Source organism: Lujinxingia litoralis (assembly GCF_003260125.1).
GTDB classification, from domain to species: Bacteria; Myxococcota_A; Bradymonadia; order Bradymonadales; family Bradymonadaceae; genus Lujinxingia; species Lujinxingia litoralis.
On sequence record NZ_QHKO01000001.1, the window covers coordinates 658,787 to 679,368 of the forward strand.

Annotated in this window: 16 protein-coding genes, 2 pseudogenes and 2 riboswitches; of the genes and pseudogenes, 5 read left to right on the forward strand and 13 right to left on the reverse strand. The window is 62.7% G+C overall.

The features are described 5' to 3' along the window. Positions 1–232: 232 nt before the first annotated feature. On the reverse strand, positions 233–2,419 hold the full coding sequence (katG, locus tag DL240_RS02720; protein ID WP_111728314.1) for a catalase/peroxidase HPI: 2,187 nt from the start codon (positions 2,417–2,419) through the stop codon (positions 233–235). Between the two features lie 168 nt (positions 2,420–2,587). Here katG and DL240_RS02725 point away from each other — a divergent pair, with 168 nt between their 5' ends. Further along, complete coding sequence (locus DL240_RS02725; protein WP_111728315.1) at positions 2,588–3,544, forward strand: hydrogen peroxide-inducible genes activator; 957 nt, start codon at positions 2,588–2,590, stop codon at positions 3,542–3,544. Positions 3,545–3,722: 178 nt separating this feature from the next. Here the strand turns inward: DL240_RS02725 and DL240_RS02730 are convergent, their stop codons facing one another. The 3 genes from DL240_RS02730 to DL240_RS02740 form a co-directional block, all read right to left on the reverse strand. Further along, complete coding sequence (locus tag DL240_RS02730; protein ID WP_111728316.1) at positions 3,723–4,742, reverse strand: zinc-binding dehydrogenase; 1,020 nt, start codon at positions 4,740–4,742, stop codon at positions 3,723–3,725. Between the two features lie 37 nt (positions 4,743–4,779). After that, a riboswitch (TPP riboswitch) is annotated at positions 4,780–4,907 on the reverse strand. 214 nt (positions 4,908–5,121) lie between these two features. Beyond that, positions 5,122–5,793, reverse strand: a complete 672-nt coding sequence (locus tag DL240_RS02735; protein WP_111728317.1) for a hypothetical protein — start codon at positions 5,791–5,793, stop codon at positions 5,122–5,124. 153 nt (positions 5,794–5,946) lie between these two features. Then, the gene (locus DL240_RS02740; RefSeq protein ID WP_111728318.1) at positions 5,947–6,873 is read right to left on the reverse strand and encodes a LysR family transcriptional regulator; all 927 of its coding nucleotides are present in this window, start codon (positions 6,871–6,873) and stop codon (positions 5,947–5,949) included. A 115-nt stretch (positions 6,874–6,988) separates the two neighbouring features. On the opposite strand from DL240_RS02740, the gene DL240_RS02745 reads away from it, so the two are divergent. After that, positions 6,989–7,579: a hypothetical protein gene (locus tag DL240_RS02745; protein ID WP_111728319.1), complete on the forward strand. Its 591-nt coding sequence runs from the start codon at positions 6,989–6,991 to the stop codon at positions 7,577–7,579. Between the two features lie 127 nt (positions 7,580–7,706). Here DL240_RS02745 and DL240_RS02750 read toward each other — a convergent pair whose 3' ends face one another. The 4 genes and pseudogenes from DL240_RS02750 to hdhA all read right to left on the reverse strand — a co-directional run bounded on the left by DL240_RS02750 (position 7,707) and on the right by hdhA (position 10,852). Next, positions 7,707–8,228, reverse strand: coding sequence for an SMI1/KNR4 family protein (locus DL240_RS02750; protein ID WP_111728320.1), 522 nt, complete (start codon positions 8,226–8,228; stop codon positions 7,707–7,709). Positions 8,229–8,404: 176 nt separating this feature from the next. Beyond that, complete coding sequence (locus DL240_RS20845; RefSeq protein WP_347342243.1) at positions 8,405–8,749, reverse strand: META domain-containing protein; 345 nt, start codon at positions 8,747–8,749, stop codon at positions 8,405–8,407. Continuing rightward, positions 8,738–10,075: pseudogene (locus DL240_RS02755) on the reverse strand (serine hydrolase domain-containing protein); the annotation flags it as partial. The pseudogene DL240_RS02755 and the gene DL240_RS20845, both read right to left, overlap by 12 nt. A 10-nt stretch (positions 10,076–10,085) precedes the next feature. Further along, positions 10,086–10,852 (reverse strand): annotated as a pseudogene (gene hdhA / locus DL240_RS02760) (7-alpha-hydroxysteroid dehydrogenase). Between the two features lie 268 nt (positions 10,853–11,120). Here hdhA and DL240_RS02765 point away from each other — a divergent pair. After that, positions 11,121–12,083, forward strand: a complete 963-nt coding sequence (locus tag DL240_RS02765) for a YeiH family protein (RefSeq protein WP_199589713.1) — start codon at positions 11,121–11,123, stop codon at positions 12,081–12,083. 250 nt (positions 12,084–12,333) lie between these two features. On the opposite strand, the gene DL240_RS02770 is transcribed toward DL240_RS02765, so the two are convergent. Continuing rightward, entirely contained in the window at positions 12,334–13,152 is an 819-nt protein-coding gene (locus DL240_RS02770; protein ID WP_146618059.1) for a hypothetical protein, read from the reverse strand. A gap of 823 nt (positions 13,153–13,975) precedes the next feature. Between DL240_RS02770 and DL240_RS02775 the strand changes: the two genes are divergently transcribed. Then, positions 13,976–14,794 carry a BRCT domain-containing protein gene (locus DL240_RS02775; RefSeq protein WP_111728323.1) on the forward strand — a complete coding sequence of 273 codons (819 nt, stop codon included), beginning with the start codon at positions 13,976–13,978 and terminating at the stop codon, positions 14,792–14,794. A gap of 178 nt (positions 14,795–14,972) precedes the next feature. Further along, positions 14,973–15,560 carry a nucleotidyltransferase domain-containing protein gene (locus tag DL240_RS02780; protein WP_111728324.1) on the forward strand — a complete coding sequence of 196 codons (588 nt, stop codon included), beginning with the start codon at positions 14,973–14,975 and terminating at the stop codon, positions 15,558–15,560. A 238-nt stretch (positions 15,561–15,798) separates the two neighbouring features. Here the strand turns inward: DL240_RS02780 and DL240_RS02785 are convergent, their stop codons facing one another. From DL240_RS02785 to DL240_RS02800, 4 genes are all read right to left on the reverse strand, one after another. Beyond that, the gene (locus DL240_RS02785; protein WP_111728325.1) at positions 15,799–16,422 is read right to left on the reverse strand and encodes a YdeI/OmpD-associated family protein; all 624 of its coding nucleotides are present in this window, start codon (positions 16,420–16,422) and stop codon (positions 15,799–15,801) included. Positions 16,423–16,592: 170 nt separating this feature from the next. Then, complete coding sequence (locus DL240_RS02790) at positions 16,593–17,795, reverse strand: porin family protein (RefSeq protein WP_111728326.1); 1,203 nt, start codon at positions 17,793–17,795, stop codon at positions 16,593–16,595. After that, complete coding sequence (locus tag DL240_RS02795; RefSeq protein WP_146618060.1) at positions 17,796–18,698, reverse strand: SMP-30/gluconolactonase/LRE family protein; 903 nt, start codon at positions 18,696–18,698, stop codon at positions 17,796–17,798. A 108-nt stretch (positions 18,699–18,806) separates the two neighbouring features. After that, positions 18,807–19,916 carry an XRE family transcriptional regulator gene (locus tag DL240_RS02800; protein WP_158542308.1) on the reverse strand — a complete coding sequence of 370 codons (1,110 nt, stop codon included), beginning with the start codon at positions 19,914–19,916 and terminating at the stop codon, positions 18,807–18,809. Positions 19,917–20,262: 346 nt separating this feature from the next. Further along, a riboswitch (cobalamin riboswitch) is annotated at positions 20,263–20,472 on the forward strand. Positions 20,473–20,582: the final 110 nt, after the last annotated feature.

Below are 20,582 nucleotides of genomic sequence, written 5' to 3' on the forward strand. Positions count from 1 at the left end.
CCCTCGACGCCCGGCCTTGCCGGGCGTTTCTTTTGGAAAACTCCCCCTCAGGCTCGCCCCCCCGCACGCGGCACAATGAGTGTCTGAAAGCCCCCGCTGACCGACACCTCTCTGCCCCGTGAATCTCCTCGGCACAGCCCTCAGCTGCCCACAAAAAAACGCCCGGGCGTAAACCGCCCGGGCGTCCACATCACCTACCTCAACCGAGGCCTCTCACAGAGCGCGCACGCCCTCAATCCAGGTCAAAACGGTCCAGGTTCATCACTCGGGTCCAGGCCGCCACGAAGTCGCGCACGAAGGTCTCTTCTGCGTCATCACTGGCGTACACCTCAGAGAGCGCCCGAAGCTGAGAGTTGGAGCCAAAAACCAGGTCAACCCGCGTCGCGGTCCACTTCAACTCACCGCTTTTTCGATCGCGGATCTCGAAAAGCTCCCCGTCCTTCGACGTCGGCATCCAGACATTGCCCATGTCGACCAGGTTCACAAAGAAGTCGTTGGTCAAAGCTCCCGGCCGCTCTGTAAACACACCGTGCATCGAGCCATCGCTATTGGCACCGAGCGCGCGCATTCCTCCGATCAAGACCGTCATCTCCGGCGCACTCAGCGTCAGCTGCTGAGCTTTATCCACCAGGAGTTCCTCCGCCGGCACCGCGAACTTGCCTTTAAGGTAGTTGCGGAAGCCATCGGCAACCGGCTCCAGTACCTCAAACGCCTCCACATCCGTGTCTTCCGGCAAAGCATCACCACGCCCGGGCGTAAACGGCACCTCGACATCATAGCCGCCGTCCTTCGCGGCCTTCTCAACCGCAGCGGCTCCGGCGAGCACGATCAGATCTGCCATCGAGACCCGCTTTGCTCCAGACTGCCCCTGGTTAAACTCCTGCTGAATCCCTTCGAGCGTTTCCAACACACCAGCCAGCGCCGAAGGCTGGTTCACCTCCCAGTCCTTTTGCGGGGCGAGTCGGATACGAGCGCCGTTGGCGCCCCCACGTTTGTCGGAGTCGCGGTACGTTACCGCCGAGCCCCAGGCCGTGGTCACCAGCTCTGCAACCGAGTGTCCGGAGCCGAGAACCCTTGCCTTAAGCTCCGCGATATCATCGGCATCCACCAACTCGTGCTCCACGGCGGGAACGGGGTCCATCCAGATAAGGTCTTCCTCGGGAACCTCCGGCCCCAAAAAGCGTGCGCGCGGTCCCATATCCCGGTGAGTCAGCTTAAACCAGGCCCGGGCAAAGGCATCCGCAAGCGCATCGGGGTTCTCGTGGAATCGCCGAGAGATCGGCGCGTAAATCGGATCTACACGCAACGAGATATCCGTAGTCGCCATCATCGGGGCATGCCGCTTATCAGGGTCATGTGCGTCGGGCACCGTGTTCGCCCCTGCCCCATCCTTAGGCGTCCACTGCCAGGCACCAGCCGGACTCTTCGTCAGCTCCCACTCATAGCCAAAGAGCGTGTCAAAGAAGGAGTTATCCCAGGTCGTCGGCGTCGGCGTCCACGCGCCTTCAAGCCCTCCGCCAATCGTGTCGCTCCCCATACCGCTGCCAAACGTGCTGACCCAGCCCAACCCCTGCGCTTCGATGCCTGCCGCTTCGGGCTCCGGCCCCACATGCGACGCGTCTCCGGCACCATGCGTCTTACCAAAGGTATGACCTCCGGCGATCAGAGCGACGGTCTCCTCGTCGTTCATCGCCATACGCGCAAAAGTCTCGCGGATATCGTGGGCCGCGGCCAACGGGTCCGGCTTTCCATTGGGCCCCTCCGGGTTCACATAGATCAACCCCATCTGCACGGCCGCCAGCGGATTCTCCAGATCGCGCTCCCCGCTATAACGCTCGTCCCCCAACCACTCACGCTCAGCCCCCCAGTAGATATCCTCCTCGGGCTCCCACACATCTTCGCGACCGCCGGCAAACCCAAAGGTCTTCAGCCCCATCGACTCCAGCGCACAGTTACCCGCCAGAACGTACAGGTCCGCCCACGAAATCGCCCTCCCATACTTCTGCTTGATCGGCCAGAGCAGCCGTCGAGCCTTGTCCAGGTTCACGTTGTCCGGCCAGCTATTAAGCGGCGCAAAGCGCTGCGAGCCCGACGACGCCCCTCCTCGACCGTCTCCAGTGCGATAGGTCCCGGCGCTATGCCAGGCCATGCGGATAAAGAAGGGGCCATAATGTCCGTAGTCCGCCGGCCACCACTCCTGAGAGTCCGTCATCAGCGCGTACAGATCTTCCTTAACAGCCTCCAGGTCCAGCGCCTGGAAGGCCTCGGCATAGTTGAAGTCCTGACCCAGCGGGTTCGACTCCGGGGTGTGCTGGTGAAGAATCTTCAAATTCAGCTGATTGGGCCACCAGTCGCGGTTCGAACGGGTGCTGGCGTTGGTCTGCGCACCATGAAAAGGGCATGTGCTCTTGCGGTCCATACGTTCTCCTCGTGATCAGGGTTCGATGCTGCTTAGCGTAGTGGTCGGGGCCCGGTGCGCGTACGCGCGACAACCCGAAGCCCGGTGTTGTTCAGGAGTATGATGCCCCATATACATGCTTACAAAGACATTGTTCACATACTCACGATAACCTGAGAGCATACACCCATGCTGCCTACCCTCCGACAACTCGAATACATCATCGCGGTGGCCGACACCGGCCAGTTTGTCGAGGCCGCTCGGCAATGTGCGGTGAGCCAACCCGCCCTCAGCAAACAGGTACGCGAAGTCGAAGACCTCCTGGGCATCGAGATCTTCGAACGCACGCGCCCCCGCATCATCGTCACCCCCGCCGGCGTCGAGGTCGTGGACCGCGCTCGCCGCCTGCTCGCCGACGCCCGCGATCTGGTCGAAGCAGCGACCGCCCACTGCGGTGCGCATCAGGGGACCCTGCACCTGGGAGTCATCCCCACCATCGCGCCCTACGGACTCCCCGGCCTCCTGGTAAAGCTGCGCCGCCGCTACCCCGAGGTCTCCTTCGTGATTCAAGAGCTTCAAACCGAGAGGCTGCTCGAAGAGCTACGCGCCGGAAGTATTGACCTGGGGCTCCTGGCCCGTCCTTTCGACGAGCAGTCCCTCTCCGGCCCCGATCTGGTCGTCGAACCCTTTGTTCTGGTCGCCCCCACCGACCATCCCCTCAGCACTCCCGAATCGATCCAGCCCCATCAACTAGCCGGGGCCAGCCTCATTCTGATGGAAGACGGCCACTGCCTGCGCGATCAAGCCATGGAAGTCTGCGCCCTGGCCGGAAGGCCGCCGGCCACCTCCGTGACCGCCGCCAGTGTCGCCACCCTGGTGCGCATGGTCGAAAGTGGCCTGGGCGCCACTCTCCTACCGGCCAGCGCATTGGCCACCGAAGTGCGCCCGGACCTCGGCCTGATCGCCCGCAGCTTCGGCGACACCCCGCCCGGGCGCACCCTCACCCTGCAGTGGCGCAGGTCTTCCCCCCACACAACCTGGTTTACCGACATCGGTACAACCCTCAAAGAACACTACCTGGAACTTAACGAACGCGTCCCAGAGGTGTCCGGCCCCCGACCAACCATCCTGGCCGTCGAGAAGTAGCCCCCCCTCAACAACAAACATCTCCACCACGCGCCAGCCCCACTCCGGCAGGCTTCCCCCCACCGCAACGCCCCCTCGCCCGACGCTCCGGTCAACAGCGACACGGTCCCCTCCGGTCTCCAGCGACTGGAAGGACGTAACCCCTGTGACAAGCCCTGCGCCGCACACTGGGCCGTGATTAAGGCTTGAGCACCACGCGCCCCAGCACCTTGCCCTCGGCCAGGGCGTCAAGCCCCTCCTGCCAGCGATCCAGGGGCAAGACTTGGTCCACGCGCGTCTTCACCTTGCCCTCGGCCACAAGACTCACCGCTTCCTTGAGTTCATCGAGCGTGTTGCCTACCGAACCGGCCACAAACACCTCGTTGATCACGAGCTGAATCGGATGCACCTCATACGTATCGCTTGAGTACCCGATATAGATCAGCCGTCCGCGCTTCGCGAGCATGGCCGTCGACGCCGACATCGTGCCTTTGGTGGCCACCAGCTCAAACACCACATCTGCACCGCGCCCATCGGTGGCTTCGCGCACCGCTGCTGCTACGTCTTCCACCTCGGCTGCGTTGATCGTCACGTCGGCGCCCAGCTCGCGCGCATAGGCCAGCTTCCGGGGAGTACGCCCAATCGCGATGACGCGGGCACCTCGAAGTCGAGCAATCTGCACCAGCCCGTAACCCACAGCGCCAACCCCGTAGACCACGGCACAGTCTCCGGCCTGCAACTTCGCCAGGTTGGACGCATGAATGGCCGTTGTCACACCGCAGGCAATCGGCGCACCTTCTTCAAAGGAGACATGATCCGGAAGCCTCACCGCGTTGCGCTCCGGAATCACGATGCTCTCGGCATAGCCCCCATCGTGAAAGAAGCCATACTCGGCCTTGAGGTTCGCGCAGAGGTTCTCCTGCCCGCGCTCACACCACTCACACTCCCCACAGCCCACGTAATAATAGAGGAGCACACGCTCTCCGATACGCTCCGGGTTAACCCCCTCCCCCACCGCATCGATCTCACCAGCGACCTCATGCCCCATGGTCACCGGACACACGCCCAGGTCCAGTAACCCCGAGGCAAAGTGCAACTCGGTATGGCACATCCCTGCTGCACGAATACGCACCCGCACCTCGCCAGCGGCGGGCTCGCGCTCAGGTACATCTTCCATCACAAAGGGGCGATTAGGTCCTACATAACGCACGGCACGCATACTCTTGCCTCCGCGCTGACCGAGAAAAATGTGCGACGTCTCCCCGTCGCCACTTCCCCACGCCAGCATTATCTGGTTCGGGTTGAAGGGATCAGCGGGGGATGCCCTCACAGACAAAGCCCGCACTCTCAGCCCGGCCTTCCCCGAGCTCTCCCAGTGACTCCCCGAGCGCTAGCACGGAAGCATCCTACGAGCAATCAACCGGACTCCTTCCCTCCAGAGCAGCACCCCAACGCACGCGCACTCGCCACCTGTCGATTGCCACAATCCCCCGTTCTCCATCTCAGCGCCCTCGGCAGCCCCCTTGCCGACCGCCCTCCCCACGACACACCCTTTTCCCCTTTGCGACAGGCTCCTGAACGCAAAGCCTCCCTCAACCCTAGAAGATCCCGCCAAGCTCGATCATACGACAGAGCTCCTCGCGCTGAGGCAGCCGCACCCGGGCGACCTCGTGACCAATGCATCGCTCCGTCTGTACGCTCAAGTTCGCCGGTGAGTTGGCGTATCCCACCGCTTCGCCTTTCTCGTTGAACGCGATGCGGACCAGGAGATGTCCGATCTCAAGCGGAGAGCGGGGCTCCCACTCCAGGCATTTCAAAATCCCCTCGGAGTTCTCCCGGAACGCTTCTGCCGAATACCCCATCTCTCGTACCGGACACGCCAGGACATGCACGTCCGCACGTTGACCATCGGCGCGCTCCACCTTAACGACACCTTCCCCATAGCGCTCGCCAACCACTTCACTGAAGCGATGCATCCCCGGATGTGCTCCCTGAATCCGGCGCAGCGTGAAAGGCGCGTCCGACGTGGCGCTCACCTGCGCATCCCGGTACTCCCAGAGCTGCGCCGGCGACACACCCGACGCCAGGTAGTCGTAGTGACGAGGCCTGGGCGTGGACACCTCTTCGTTATCGTCTTCAACGCCATCCCGCTCCGAAACAACGCTCCGCATCACAGGAGAGACGGACGCGGGATTGAGCGGGGCAGGCGCATCCTGACAGGCGATAAGAACCGAAAAGAGAGGTAAGATTCTGACGCATCGTTTGAGCATGAGTTCTCCTGAGGAGTGTCCAATCACAGAGCGCGACACCGCTACAAACGCAGCACTCCAAGATTGGATCTAATTCAGGTCCTCATCGCACAACGCCCCCCCTCTATCCTCAGCACAAGGCGTCGCGCCCCACTCTCCCCGGGCAGACCACACTTATACCTTCGGCCCGCCGGGTTCTTCAGCCTCGAGCCAGGGTTCAGCGCCGACATAGGCTTCAAGCACCTGCTGAAGCCAGACAAGCGCGGCCCGCACATGCGGGGCATCACGAAGATCTTCATGCGTCGTCGTCCAGAGCGGGAGCCCGGGCGTCTCACCAACCTCGACGCGCTCAAGCTCAGGATACTTCTGGGCGATGGGGTCCTGAAGAACCGCGATGCCCGCACCCGAGCGAGCCGCCACGAGCTGCCCGGTGAGCGAGTCGGTCGCCAGACGAAAGCGCTCCGGGGTAAATCGCGCGTCGATATCCGAGAAAAGCTCCCTCATGGGTCCACGCGGATCGAAACCGATGAGTTCATGGTCCAGCAGGGACTCAAGGGTGCCAGGTCGACCATGGGCATCCAGATACGCCCTGGATGCGTAAAAGCCGGTTGGCACACACCCAACGCGACGCGCGACCAGACTTAACCCCCGGGGCCGAAAGAGCCGCACGGCGATATCTGCCTCCCCTCCCTCAAGATCTACGGCAAGGTTCCCCAGTACGAAGGCCACGTTGAGCGCGGGGTGGGATGCACGCAGGTCGGCGACACGTGGCAGCAACACCTCCACCCCGATGATTTCACTTGCCGCAATTCGAATCTCCCCCGCTACCTCGTCGTTCACGCCCCGGGCCACGCGCTCCAGCCCACGCATCGCCTCTTCAACATGACGCGCAGACTCAAGGATCGCCTCGGCCCGGGGAGTGGGACGCACCCCACGGGCGTGCCGGACAAACATGGAGGTCCCCAACGACGCCTCAAAGGCCCGAACCAGACGGCTCACGGTGGGTTGACTCATGCCAAGCCCCTCCGCCGCCCGCGAGATCGAGCCCTGACGCGCTACTTCGAGAACCACAAGCACCATCTGGAGGTCTTCGCTATTCATAGGTGAATACTACACATCCAGACACCGCCCTGCTCCCAAAAATTCGCCGGCCTATACTCCTGCTCTCGGAGGGCCGACTGGCGGCACTCCCGAAACCTGATCCAGGAGGTCCCGCGTGAAAAACGTTCTATACACATGTGTACTGGCGTTCGTCGTCCTGACCGCAAATACCGCATTCGCAGCCGCACCGACAACGCCGCCCCCCTCTATACCCGAGACCTCAGAACGCAGCGCCCCACTCCGGGCCGACGTCGAAATCGACCCCATCGCCTACGCGTTTGGCGGCTTCTCGCTGCATGTCGGCTTGCGCTTCAGTCGTGTGCGCATCGACCTGGGTGCCTTCGCCGCCACGCTTCCCGAAGCCATGCATCGCAACCCGGAGTTCGACGCCGCCATGCGCGGCTTCGGCATGAAACTCGACGTCTACCTCTGGGACGACCAGACAGGCCCCTTCGCCGGGATCGAAGCCGGCGTGCTCACCTCCACCGTCTTCGAGCGTGATTCGGGCGTAGCATCGGAGGTCACCCGCATCGCCCCAGGCCTGCGCCTGGGCTGGATGATTCCCATCACCGGAGGCTTCTACGCCCTCCCCTGGGTCGGTGTCGGCTACACCCCCGGGGTCGATGATCGCGTCGTCGCCGGAAAGACCTTCACCGAGAGCCCCTGGACCCTCTTCCCCACCGTCCATCTGGGATACCGCTTCTGAGCCCCGTCACATGGCCCATGACACCACTGAGCCCCAAGCCCCTCCCGTGCTTGAACAGGCCAGAGACGCATGCGCACCCTGTAGCAAACCCATGCAAGTCGCCTGTCCTCTGGGGCGGACCGCCGCACTACTCCAGATCGAAGGCCTCATCGGACTCCAACCCTCGGATGAACGCCTCAAACGACTCCGCCACGGGCGTGATCGCGTAGTCACCCTCCTGATCCACATGCACCACCCGCGGCTCTCCCTCGGGACCGCACTCCCGATAATCCAGACACATCATATCGTGTCCGGCCGAGGGGCAATCCGCGAAGTAAATGCCAATCTCCGGGTACCCCCACTCCTCAATCCAGAACCGACTCCCGAACCCACCCAACAGAGAGCAGCGCTTGGCCCGTCCGATCGAATAGATCCCGGTGATCGCAATGTGGTCCTCCGCCCAGGATGTGGCTTCCCGGGTGCGATGACTCGTCCGCTCCGGAATACCTCCGTTCTGGATCCGGGCCAGTGCCACATAGGCCTCCGGAAGGCGATAGCCGAGCTCGCGCTCCACCTCGGCCACCATGCCATCACTCGGAGGCTCGTCCACGTACTCGCGACGCCCATAGTCAGAATCCTGCCAAAACCCCTGAAGGTCTGGTAGTTGCATGTCGGCTATCCTTTGCAGACGCTCTGAAGGAGCCCTTCTCAGGCCCCGCACACCACAATCACAGCCAGGTACCGAGCTTCGCGGGTTCAACACTCCTACCGCCGCCACGCCCCCTTCCAACCTCACTTTGGCTGCAGGAGCACCGCGCGCTCGGACACCTCGCCATCCTCTCTGCCCTAACGCCGGGCCACAATCGTCGTACCGTCTGCGGTCATCAGAATCAGCGCACCGGTCTCGTCGATACGATAGCTTTCCACCTTGGGCAGCAGAGCCATCAGCTTCCGCTCCTGATTCATCAACGCCTCCGGGCACGCCATCATCGTAGTGCCCGCCGGCGAGAGGGTCAGTTGCGACTCTTCGCTCTGGTAGGTCCCCATCATGCGATTGCAGGTGGCTCGGCCGGCCAATCGACCTTCGGGCAAAAAGTGAAGGGTGGCACGGCTATTATCGATCACGCCCTCTCCGGCGATGTCTTCAACAATCCATTCCTCGCCCAAAAGAGGCGTTTTGTCGTGGGCCATAAGATGCTCCGCAAGGGCACGGTACGCAGGTAGGGAAATCGGGTCATTTGCCGCATTGGCAGCCACCGGATGGGAGGCAAAGCGTACGATCACCATATCGGCTCTGGGGTCAATCCAGAGCGTCTGGCCATGCACGCCGCGTGCGGCGTAGGCGCCGTGGTCATCATGGCTGACCCACCACATGCTCCGATAGCTCCATCCCTCCAACAGGTCGTAGTTCGCCGCCGAAAACGCTTCGCGGTCGCCGCCCTGACGAAGGCTCGCAACAGCCGCCGCAGGCACGATCTGCTCCCCTCCGGACCGCCCCTCGTCGAGCAGCACCTGCCCCAGACGAGCCATATCCCGCAGCGTCGCGTTGAATCCGCCGCCGGCAAAGGGGGTACCGATGGAGTCCACGGTGTAATACGCCTCCCGCTCCGCACCAATACGGCTCCAGACGCGGTCCGAGAGCATTTCCGCGACCGACATGCCGCTCGCCCGAGCAATCAACCACCCTAACGCGTCGGAGTTGACCGTCTTGTATCCGAACGCCTCTCCATGGACTCCGTCCTGCTCAACCTTCTGCAAGAACTCCCAATAGCTGCGCGGCCCTGTGACCTCCTCGGGCACCGGCATCGTGCTTCCGGCACGCGCATACGTCCAGACATCTGCGTTCGGGTCGGCATAATCTTCCGAGAACGCCAGCGCGCTCGTCATGTCCATGACCTGCCGAACAGTTGCACCACCAAACGCGCTATCCTTCAACTCCGGGATCAGATCCCCGACAAGCGCTGTCTCATCCAGGCTGCCTTCAGCGATCAGGATCTCCGCCAGAAGTCCGGTCAGCGACTTCGTTACCGACATCGCCCCGTGCAACGCTTCCGGAGTCAGGCAACCATCGTATCGCTCGTACACAACCCGACCGTGATGCAGGACGATGATCCCGTCGGTGTAGGTGGCCTCGAGGGCATCCTCCCATGTCATCACCTCGCCACCGCCGAGCGGAGAGAAAGTCACATCGTCAATGGAGGCATCGAGTTCCACCGGCAGATCGCTGGCCTGTGCGCTCCCCCGGCTCACGCCCACCGTCGGCATCAGCTCGCGGAAGTGGCACACGGTCCAGCGCAGCTTCGGGAACGCGAAGTAATCCGAGTCGGTGCCCCGGATCACCTTCTCCGACGAGGGTGGAAACCCCTGCATCCATCCCATCGTCTCGGGATCGGAGTCCCCGGCCGACAGGGGCGCTTCCTGAAGGTCTGCCACAGGTTCAGAAGCCGGTTTTGGCGCCGAAGTAGAGCACCCCAGGCTCAATGAAAGAGCCAGCGTTGACGCGAGATAACGTTTCATCAGGTATCCTTCAGTTCAGTTCCTGCACGCCGCCGCCGGAGACGGTCAGAATCTGTCCGCTGATCCAGCTTGCGGCGCGCGAACAGCGAAAAAGTGCAGCGTTGGCCATGTCCTGCACGTCTCCAAGCCGGCGAATGGGAGTACGTGATAGCATGCTCCTTTCAATCTCCTCGGTCAGCACCGACGCCAACGCCTCGGTACGTGTCGCCCCCGGCGCGAGACCGTTGACCCGGATGCCCCGGGGGCCGAGATCACAGGCGATGTTGCGAATCAGATGATTGGCCGCCGCCTTCGACGCTCCATAAGATGCCATGTACCGGTTCTTATTCTCCCCGGCCATCGAAGTGACGGCCAGGATCGCTCCCCCACCGACCTCCTCCATGGCCGGAGCCACCAACTGAGCCAGTCGGAAGAACGAAAAGAGATTGAGTTCAAAGGCCTGCCGAAACTCCGCCATCGACATCTCAAAAGGTTTCGGTCCTCCCCCTCCGGCGTTGCTGACCAAGATGTCCAGCGTACCGAAGCGCTCCACCGTCTCTTCGACCAGCCTCTCCAGGTCTTTCTCCCGAGTCACATCACAGGCGTTCGCCTGAGCATCCCCCCTCGGGCTTCGATCCCGGTGACAACAGCCGTGGCTTGCTGAGCGTCGCGATCGCTGACCATGACCGCAGCTCCCGCTGCAGCAAAGGTCTCCGCGATCGCGCGGCCAATGCCAGCTCCCGCACCAGTTACGACGGCAACTCTGCCCCGTAACGTGAAGTCCTCCGCGTCATACATAGCCGAACTCCTTGTCGAGATGTGCTCTCCTCTGGTGCAAAAAACCTAAGGCAATCCCGAGCAGCACAAACCGGAGGTTCTCGACTCCTTCGCACCGGGGTCTTCGCCCTCCCTTCATCGCCGAGCCATCCGCGCCACAAGAATACCCCTAACTCGAAATAAAGGGGCGACCTCCGCTCTTTTCTACCGCCGCGCGCGGCCCTCGCAGCTCGACGAAGCCCACGCGCCTGGCCTTCTCTGTGCGTCGACCGGCGTCCCGGATTCTGTGATGTTTAAGCGTATGATTGAGCCGGGCCATGGCGCCTGGTTGATTCCCCTGGGCGCGGTGTTGGTACTCGCCACAGGCGTCTCAGGTGCCACGGCCCTCTTCGCCGGCGCCCTCCTCGGCATCCTTGTCGGGAACCCCTGGCTCGGCGTCACTCGCCGTCTCACCAAACGATTCCTCGCAGCCGCCGTCGTGGGGCTCGGGGCCGGCATGAACCTCCTTGAGGTTGCTGCGGCGGGCCTCGACGGTCTGGGATATACCTTGCTGAGCATCGCCGGCTGTCTGGCGGCCGGCTTCTTTTTATCAAGGCGCCTGGGAGTCGACGATCCCACCGGCATCCTCATTTCGGTGGGAACCGCCATCTGCGGCGGCAGCGCCATCGCCGCAGCCGCCCCGACAGTGCGCGCCAACGACGAGCAGGTGACGGTAGCCCTGGCCACCGTTTTTGTGCTCAACGGCCTGGCCCTCTTCATCTTCCCACCTCTGGGCCACCTGGTGGGCCTTTCCCAGGCCGACTTCGGCCTCTGGTCCGCCCTGGCGATTCATGACACGAGCTCCGTCGTCGGCGCCTCAATGAACTACGGCGATGAAGCCCTGAAGATCGCGACGACCACGAAGCTAACCCGCGCCCTCTGGATCGTCCCCGTCACGTTTGGGCTCAGCGCGCTCATCGCTCGCCGCAACAACGCAGGCGACACCCCGCAACCCCGTGCCAAACGCCCCTGGTTCATTCTGGGCTTTATCGCCGTCGCCGCACTGGTGACCTACGTCCCCGAGCTGCGTCCTCTCGGCAACACCGTCCACGGCCTGGCCACGCACTTAATGGTCCTCACGCTCTTCCTCGTAGGCGCCGGCTTAACCCGCGCTACCCTCAGAGGTCTGAGCATCAAACCCCTGCAACTCGGCGTAATCCTCTGGGTGCTCGTGGCGAGCATCTCGCTCCTGGTCATTGCCGCCCCTTTCTGAACGGAGTGAGATGCCCGTGCAGAACGCCCGGCGGATCTAGCCTCTTCATCATGGCGCGCCGACCGGGGCGCCCCCAACGCATCGCACTAAATCGGGCGCACGTACCGCGATCTCTACAATACCTCCCGCACCGGCATCGCAGCGATGCCTCGATCTTCTGACGCCTCAACCTCAACACATAAAGGGCCGTCGGGAGTTCTCCCGACGGCCCTATTCACACTTCACTGGAGTGCAGATCACCAGCCGTGGACTACTCCGAAACCACCGGCCCCTCGACCACCGCGGGTTCCCCGGGCCTCGAATCATCCACCGTCACCAGCCCCGCCACATCCTCGCCACCATCTTCCGGGGCTTCGCCACCGCTGGAGCGCGTGATGGTTGGACGCACTCTACGAGCCAGCTCCTCTTCACCGGCGAAGCGATACAGATTCTCCAGAATACCTGCGACCGTCTGGTAGGTCAGCGTCCATACGTCGATCAGACGGTTGCGCTCGGTCAGAAGCTCTTCAGCCTTGCGCTCCTCCTCCCGAAGAACCTGTAGAGTTTGGCGCAGCGCGCCGATCGGCGCCTCAATATTCCGGGCCAACTCCACCGTCGAGAAACGCGCGCCCATCGCCTCAATCTCCATATCCGCGGCGAGGAGCATGTCGACTGCGTTCTGCCCAAACGATTCCAAGGCCTTCGGCCCCCGGGGTAAGGGACCATCCAGGCCAAAGCGGTGGCTGTACACCGTGTTCGAAGCATCCAGGAGCGACCGGGTACGCCCGAGAACCTCACGGGCGTCCACCGCCGCAGCCTCACGGGCATCTCGAAGCTCCGCATCGTTAGCGCGCTCCCGGGCAAGCTCGGCCTCCTTCTGCCAGAGCGCTTCGGTGCGCACGCTCAACTCATCCCGATACCCTGCCAACGCCACGCGCCAGCCCGCCTCGTCGATGCCCATGGAACCGGCGAGCCTCGCGGCGATCTTGGCGCCGTGTGTATCGACGGAGGAACATACCCAGCGTCCCCGGTACGTTCGATTCCCGACCGTCCTCCCCACTTTATTACTCTTCGTCGATCTGCTGCTCATCACAGACTCCTGTCTCCAAAAGTGTATGATGCGCCTCTGTCCCATGCACGCCATCGCGCACACAACAACAGCGAGCCGCAAGATAAGGGCCCCGCACGACCGAATTGCTCGGGTAAGTTTGTCCACCCTAGCAAGACTCAACCATCGATTAAAGAGAAAATCTCACCTCCCGGAGCACAAACCTTTCACAACTATCAAAAACACCTACACAGCCCTTACATACACGTTTCTCAAAACAAAAACGCGTTCGCAGTCCTTGCACATACGTTTCTAAAACACAAAACCCGCTCGCAGGTGATGCCAGACCAACTTCCCAACAAAAAACACGATAACGCGAGGCGCGGGCGCGAATTTGCAGGCTAAACATATGATTGCAGCACTTGCGAACATATTTCTGTCCAAAAAAACACGTTAACAGGCGACGACAACGACTTTTTTTCGCGCCAGATCACGCTCGCAGCACCTGCAAACGTGTTTTTCCCCGAGAAATAGCGTTCGCAGCACCTGCAAACGTGTTTTTCCCCGAGAAATAGCGTTCGTACCGGCTGCAACCTTCTTTTCTGCCCACAGCCCGTGCTCCACACACCTCCCGCATACAAGCACCTCCCCACCCTCATTATCCCCACCAGTTCCACGACTCGCCGCCTTGCTCCAGACCACACGGTATGGCAGGGAATCAGCTCCAACGAGACCCGTGCTCCGGCATCGGAGCATCCCAGGGGTAGTCCCCTCTCCTACAGCGAACTCCCAACACCCGAACTCTCGTTGCCTACGTGCCGGAAACAGACGGCCGAGAATTTCACTCGACGCGAGCCAATAAAACATGAGCAACATCACTCTTGCAGACGTAAAAATCGTCCTCTCCGGTGATCTCAGCCCCTTGAACCCGGAAGATGTGAAGTGGGATCTGATTGCCCGAGGCGCCTACGTGCTCACGTCGGTCACCAAAACCACCGGGGCGCTGGTGGCGGGCGCTGGCGCCAGGCAAGCGCTCCTTGATCGTGCCGAAAAATACGGTGTGCCGGTCCTCGACCTTAACGGCCTTCGCGCGCTGCTTGATGGAGCTACCGTCGCTGAGGCGCTTGCGGGGCCCGCGACGTCTGCAAATACCTCCGCCGATGCATCGATACTTGCCGGCCTGCGCATTGCCATCGCCGGCCGCATTACTGGCTTCACGAAAGCCAGCCTTTCGGGCCAATTGCAGGCCCTCGGAGCACAGACCCAGTCCAAGCCTTCGCCCCACGTCGATCTGCTCATCGTCGGAGAGAACCCCTCAGCCGACGGCGTTGCCGCGATGGACGCGGGCGTTCCCTTTCTCCGAAAGCCCGCGCTCGACGCCCTGCTGACGGGCGCACCGCTCTCGGACTTTGTAGCCCCCGCCGGCCCGGCAGTCGACGACCCCGTTGCGCGCATCAAAGAGCTTTTAGAGGAGGCCCGGCCCGAGATGGTGGCGCTCTCCACCGGCGAGCCCTGGGATGATGAGTTGACCCTCACCGTGCACCCCGACGGCCGCGTCGTTGCGGAGCTACGGCACTTGGGCGGAACGCCCTTGCATGATCACGTGCGCGAGGTGCTACAGCGCAGGTCCTGGCCGAAAGTTCAGACCTCCACCTCCCTCACGTCGCCCATCTCCTTTACCTGAATCATCCCTGAACCCACGCACGCGCGTGATGCTCTTCCAACAACTCGCGCGCGGACTGCCCTGAAGCCCCCTCCCCGTCACTCACCGCGCCGGGAGAGCGTGTGTCAGTGGGTTCGTCACGCGCCACGCACACGCACTCCTCCACTCATGGGGCCCCTCCTGCATTAAGGAGCAGATGATGCATGACATTCTGGAACTCGCGAACGCCAACCAGCAGAAAGCACGCCAGATCATTGAGACAACAGGCGTCGTGGACGCCTGGAAGAGCATCGGCGCGGACGTACACCTGGTGGGCTCGCTAAAAACGGGCCTGCTGATGAAGCACCGCGACATCGACTTTCACATCTACACCTCCGACTTAGATATCGCCGAGAGTTTCCAGGTCATGGGCCAACTGGCAGCGCACCCGGGCATCCTCCGGGCCGAATGGGTCGACGGAAGTCATAGCGACGAGCACTGTCTGGAGTGGCACGCCTGGTATCGCGACGAGGAGGGCCGCGAATGGCAGCTGGATATGATTCAGATCCTGCGAGGCTCGACCTACGAGGGCTACTTCGAGCGGGTCGCCGAGCGCATCAACGCGGTCCTGACGCCTGAGACAAGACAAGTGATCCTGGCACTGAAGTATGCCACTCCAGACTCCGAATCTATCGCCGGCATCGAGTATTATCAGGCCGTCCTGCGCGATGGTGTTCGCACCTGGAGCGAGTTTGTCGCCTGGCGACAGGCTCATCCCCTGACCGGCGTCGTTGAGTGGTGTCCATAACGCTCAACACGGACTACGAAAGACCGCCTCCTCCCGAGCCCATTCGCTGCACGCACCACCGGCACTCCCAAGGATTCTCGTGGCCGTCCGAGCAGCGCACATCACCGGATGTGCCGGCCTCTCACCCACGCACGCGACACTGCCAGCATCACCTTCGCCTGCAGCAAGCCGAGAAAGCTCGCTCGTCGACGCCGCCGGGCCCCCGGTCCTTCGTGGGTTGGGTGAGCCAGGCACAGACCTAGCGCTCGTTGAAGCCTCTTCCCGCCAGAATCTTCGGGATGCACTTCTCAACGCGTCGTTGGCGAGTCTCGGGTTTCTTTGCTCCCGAGATATGAAGGATATGGCTGCGCTGCCGACCGGGCGTCAGGGCCGCGAAGGCGGCTGCTAGCTCCGGCTCCGCGCTGAGTTTCTGATCCAGTTCAAGGGGCATCGACTCAAGTTCCCGGGCTTGAGGCGCTTCTTTACCCTGGCGAACAAGTTCGATCGCCTGCTGAACGAGCTCCACAATCTGCGAACGCCTCTCCAGGACCTCGTCCACCGTCGTGAATTTGATCACACGCGCCACACGCGTGTTCGGTCCCGGCTTCTCCAAAAGATGGCTCTCGTCGGTGAGTTCCGCGCCTCGGAAGAGGCTAAGCCCGCACCATTCTCTACGGGAAACGATCATGGCAACGTTCTTCCCCTTAAACGCGTAGCAGGGGGAACCCCACTTCATCGCCTCGACCAGCTCCGAGTCCTGGAGGAGTTCGCGCAGCGCCACGAGCGCATCGGTCCAGAGATGCACGGTACACTGCGGCGTTTGATAGTGGTCGCAACGACCGCAACCATCGCGAAGGAACGAATCGACATCTGTGGTGTTCACGGTCTCTCTCCCAACTCAAAGGCGTCGTCATAGGCGCTCGGTCCACCGGGAGTTGGCTGCAGCTCACCATCACCGAATACCCGGCCCCCTTGCTGTGGCCTACCCCGATAGCGGCTCCGCGCGCAACTGGGGCCGACGCCCTCGGCCCATTGGGAGCTTTCCCGGCAGGGTCAACTCCCCCAGAAGAAGCTCGTTCGGAGTACGCCTCCCCAGGACCACAGCGCATCGGGGCGTTCAATCGCCGCCGCGTGGTAACGGGTCACGTAGCCAGCAAGCGACGCCGCCAGGAAGTTCGTCGGCCACCATTTCAGCGCGAAGGCCCCCCCGTGCGAGCCTCCCGGCTCAACGTCATCGGCACCTTTTCCCAGCCACATGCCATCGTAACGCGCAGCCACCTCCAGCGAGCCTTCTGCCCCCGGGAAGAAAACGTCGGGAAGTGGCGCGCTCCCGACCTCTCGCAGGGGCCCGACCAGAGTCCAGGTCAACTCAGTGCTCAGGCCCTGCGACATGATCGCAGGCAACTCAACGCGGGGCGTCGACGGGTTGCCATCGGTATCACGGGACCGATCCTCACGCGCCATGGCGCCTTCAACGCTCAGACGAAGGGGACCGAGGTATCCGACCAGATGGGCCTCGACCAGCGCCCGGCCTCCCGAGACGATGACCGGTCGGTAGTAACGAAATCCCATCGGCGTTGTGCCAGCGATGCCCTCGCGGTCTTCGGTGCGCTCGTAAAGCGCGGCGGCCCCCACACGAAGCCCCGTCCTCTTGTCTTTTGCTCCCTGGCGAGCAACGTGAGCGCGCCCGAACACCAGATCCAACGCGGCGTATCCGGCAGGTAATGCGTTGTCATTGCCCAACGCACTCCCATTGCCATTGCCCACACGAACCCACCCCTCGACGGGCATAGACGCCGGGTGGAAATGGATATCGACCCCCAGATCTCGACGCACGCGGAACGACGAGACCACCGACCCACGATCTGGAAAGAGCAACGACTCGGTAGGCTCGTGAACAAACGAGGCAAAGAGTGGCGGCTTTGAGTACCCGACGTTCAGGTCCAGCCACGGCTGCGGCGACACGCGAGCGTAGGCATCCAGAATCACCGGATTCTTGCCAGCGAATTCGATCCGAGTCACGCCGCGAAACCAGCCGACGGGCTCAAGCACGAGGCCAGGACGTAGCCTGGCAAGCGCAAAGCCAGAGAGCCCCTCTTCCACCGCAGGATAGATGCGGTAATCGACTTCGCCCAGCAGAGTTGGACGAAGAGACGAGTCCGACCGAGGCGCATCGGCCCCACGTGCTCTGGCGTCGATCGACCAGAGCGCCGTCAGCAGGGTCATCAAGACAGCATGGACGTAGCGCATGCGCATTCAGTCCTCCAGCGGCACGATGCGCAGGTAATGCGTTACTCCGTCCGATTCATCGGGGTCGTGGTCGGCGACGAACACCCGTCGATGAGTCGGATCGTAGGCTACGCCGCGCACCTGCTGGAAGCCGGATTCCACCACCGATGTCGAACCATCAGCATCGATACGCAGCAGGTTTCCCCACACGCTCCCTGAGAGAAGCGAGCCCTGCGGACCTCTCGCGATAAGGTCTGGTCCCTCCACCTCGGCCAGCACCCGGTAGTCCTGCGGGTTGGCCTGAGTCGCGACCAGAATCTGATCCAGCCCCTGGTCGGAGACATAAAGTTTATCATCCACCGCCAACACGCCTGCCGGCTTACTCAGGCCGGTGATGACCTCGGACTCGACCCCGGTGAGCTTAAGAGCTCCGACCGCCCCCACACGCTCCCCGGAAGAGAGACGAACGAACCACGAGCTGTAGAGTCGACCCTCGTCGCTTACAGTGAGCCCGATGCGTCGGCGCTGCGGGTCGAGGCCGGGGAGCACCTCGGCCTCCCCGCTCGAACGGATGAACACCACATCGCCTGTCGTTCCATGCCCGAAGCGAGTCACCACAAACGAGCCGTTCTCCAGGCGAACGAGCTGCCCGAGGCCGGGGCCTCTCGCGGATGCCTCGGGCAGCTCGGCAACAACCGAATACCCCTCGGCGTCGCTCCAGCGGAGGATGCGGTTCCCGTTGTCATCGGCGATATAGAGTGCTTGCTCTTCATCGTCCCACCACAGCCCGTTCGGGTCGCCCTCCACATCAAGAACCGCGGGCCCCCGCATCACCCGATCGCTGGGAGCCGTACTGGACGTTCCACTCCCACAGCTCACCAACAGCACGAATGCGCACGCAAGCGAACACCCCATCATCAGATTCTTCATGTAAACATCACTCCCTATATAACCCCTTAGAAACAGAGGTGATTTAACGTCACCGACACCCGGCACCTCAACGACGCTCCGGACGGACTCAGGCACCACACTGAGCGCTCACTCCTGCGACGCGCATACGGTCGCGGCGTGTCCGGCCGCGGCAAGGTCGTAACCAGGCATGAGCGAGGCCTCCGCTCGGAAGGTGGGTTGGTCGATAAGGTCGACAAAGCGAGCGACCGCTGGGCTCTCAAGACGGGACTCCGGAACGAGGAGTTCGAAGCGCTCCTCCGAAAGCGGGATGAACGTGAGCCCTTCGGCGATCGCAGCAGATTCAATCGCGACCCCTACATCCGCGATCCCCATCCGGACCAGCCGAGCGACCTCGGCATGATCGGCCGCCAGAAGGTCGGCTCGGGTCATATCCAGCCCGCCCGGATCGCCCACCGCACGCTCGAACACCTGACGAGCTCCGGAACCTGGCGAGCGCAACGCCCGGCGGACGTCATCGCGGCCCAGATCCGCGCCCGCCTGGAGTGAAAGCGGATTTCCGGGAGCCACGACGAGCCCCTGACGCCAGCGCGCAAGGTGAATAATCGCAGTATTTTGCCCCGGAAAGGCACGTCTTGCCGCTCGAGCGTGAGCCTCGGCATCCACCTCGCTGGCCAGATGCATTCCCGCGATATGCACCAGCCCCTGGGTCACAAGTTGGAGGGCTCGGCTGCTGTCAGCATGTATCCAGGTTGATCTGGCGTCGCGGTAGCGGCGGCCTAGACGCCCGGCCAACGCCCCGAGCAGCGGCGCACACCCCGCGATAAGAAGATTGCAATCCACGTCGGCCGAATCGCTCAGAAGTTCGACGAGCGCAGATGCTCGCGCCTCCTCCCTTTCCAGAACGACACCGTCCGCAGCACTACGTTCGTCCTGTAATGGATGCGCCACAAGCGCGCCATCCACTCGCCCCACCACCACCCTCGTGGCGCATGGACTGGCGTCGGCCAGGCGAACTTGCACCACCGGGCCTCCCGAAAGCCGGAAGAGTTCATCCACCGAGCAACGGAGCGCCCTGGCAAGCAAGAGCGCCAGCGTCGTCGACGGGACCTGGCGGCCCGTCTCAATCGCGTTCAGCGTCTGACGAGACACCCCAATGCGGGCTGCCAACTCTGCCTGAGAGAGGCCGGCGGCCGTGCGCCTGTCGCGAACAAGAGAGATCGCAGTTGTGTCGTTCAAGAAACCTCCGAGGTTGAGCCCCGGAGGATGTAAAGCAACCCAGACAACATGTAAAGCAAACAAGACACGCAGCCACACGTCATTTTGCTCACGTCCCTCGCGAGGTCCTCCCCGAACGTGCGTCGCTCGCCACGCGACAAGGTGCCCCGGACTGCCCTTCCCAAGCCCCCTTCGCCCGGACACGGGGTGCGGCACGGGGGGCCTTTTCCGCATGAACACAGGTTATGGTTGCGTGCCCCCTTATGAGGTTTTCGCCTCGTGGAACGACCGGCAGGCGCCGGGCCGGGCTTCTCGCAGAAGCCGGACCAAACACAAGATGATGTGGTTGACGCCCCCACAAGCCCACTATATACAGCCATCCGCTCTGGTGCTTCGCGATGCCTTCGCGAAGCTCAAGAGGGAATCCGGTGTGACTCCGGAGCTGCCCCGCAGCGGTATTCGAGAACGACCCCCACCAATGGCACTGGGCTTAAGCCTGGGAAGCGGTGGGCAGTAGGAGCTTCCATCAGGGAGCGCGCTCGTAAGCCCGAAGACCTGCCAGCGCCTGGCGTGGGAGAGATACCCCGCGCCAGTTCGACCTGGGAACACTCGTGGGAGGTGAGCCTGGTCTCGACGGACACCTGTACTGTCGAGCCGACCTTGCCCCCCGAGCGATCCCTCCGCTCG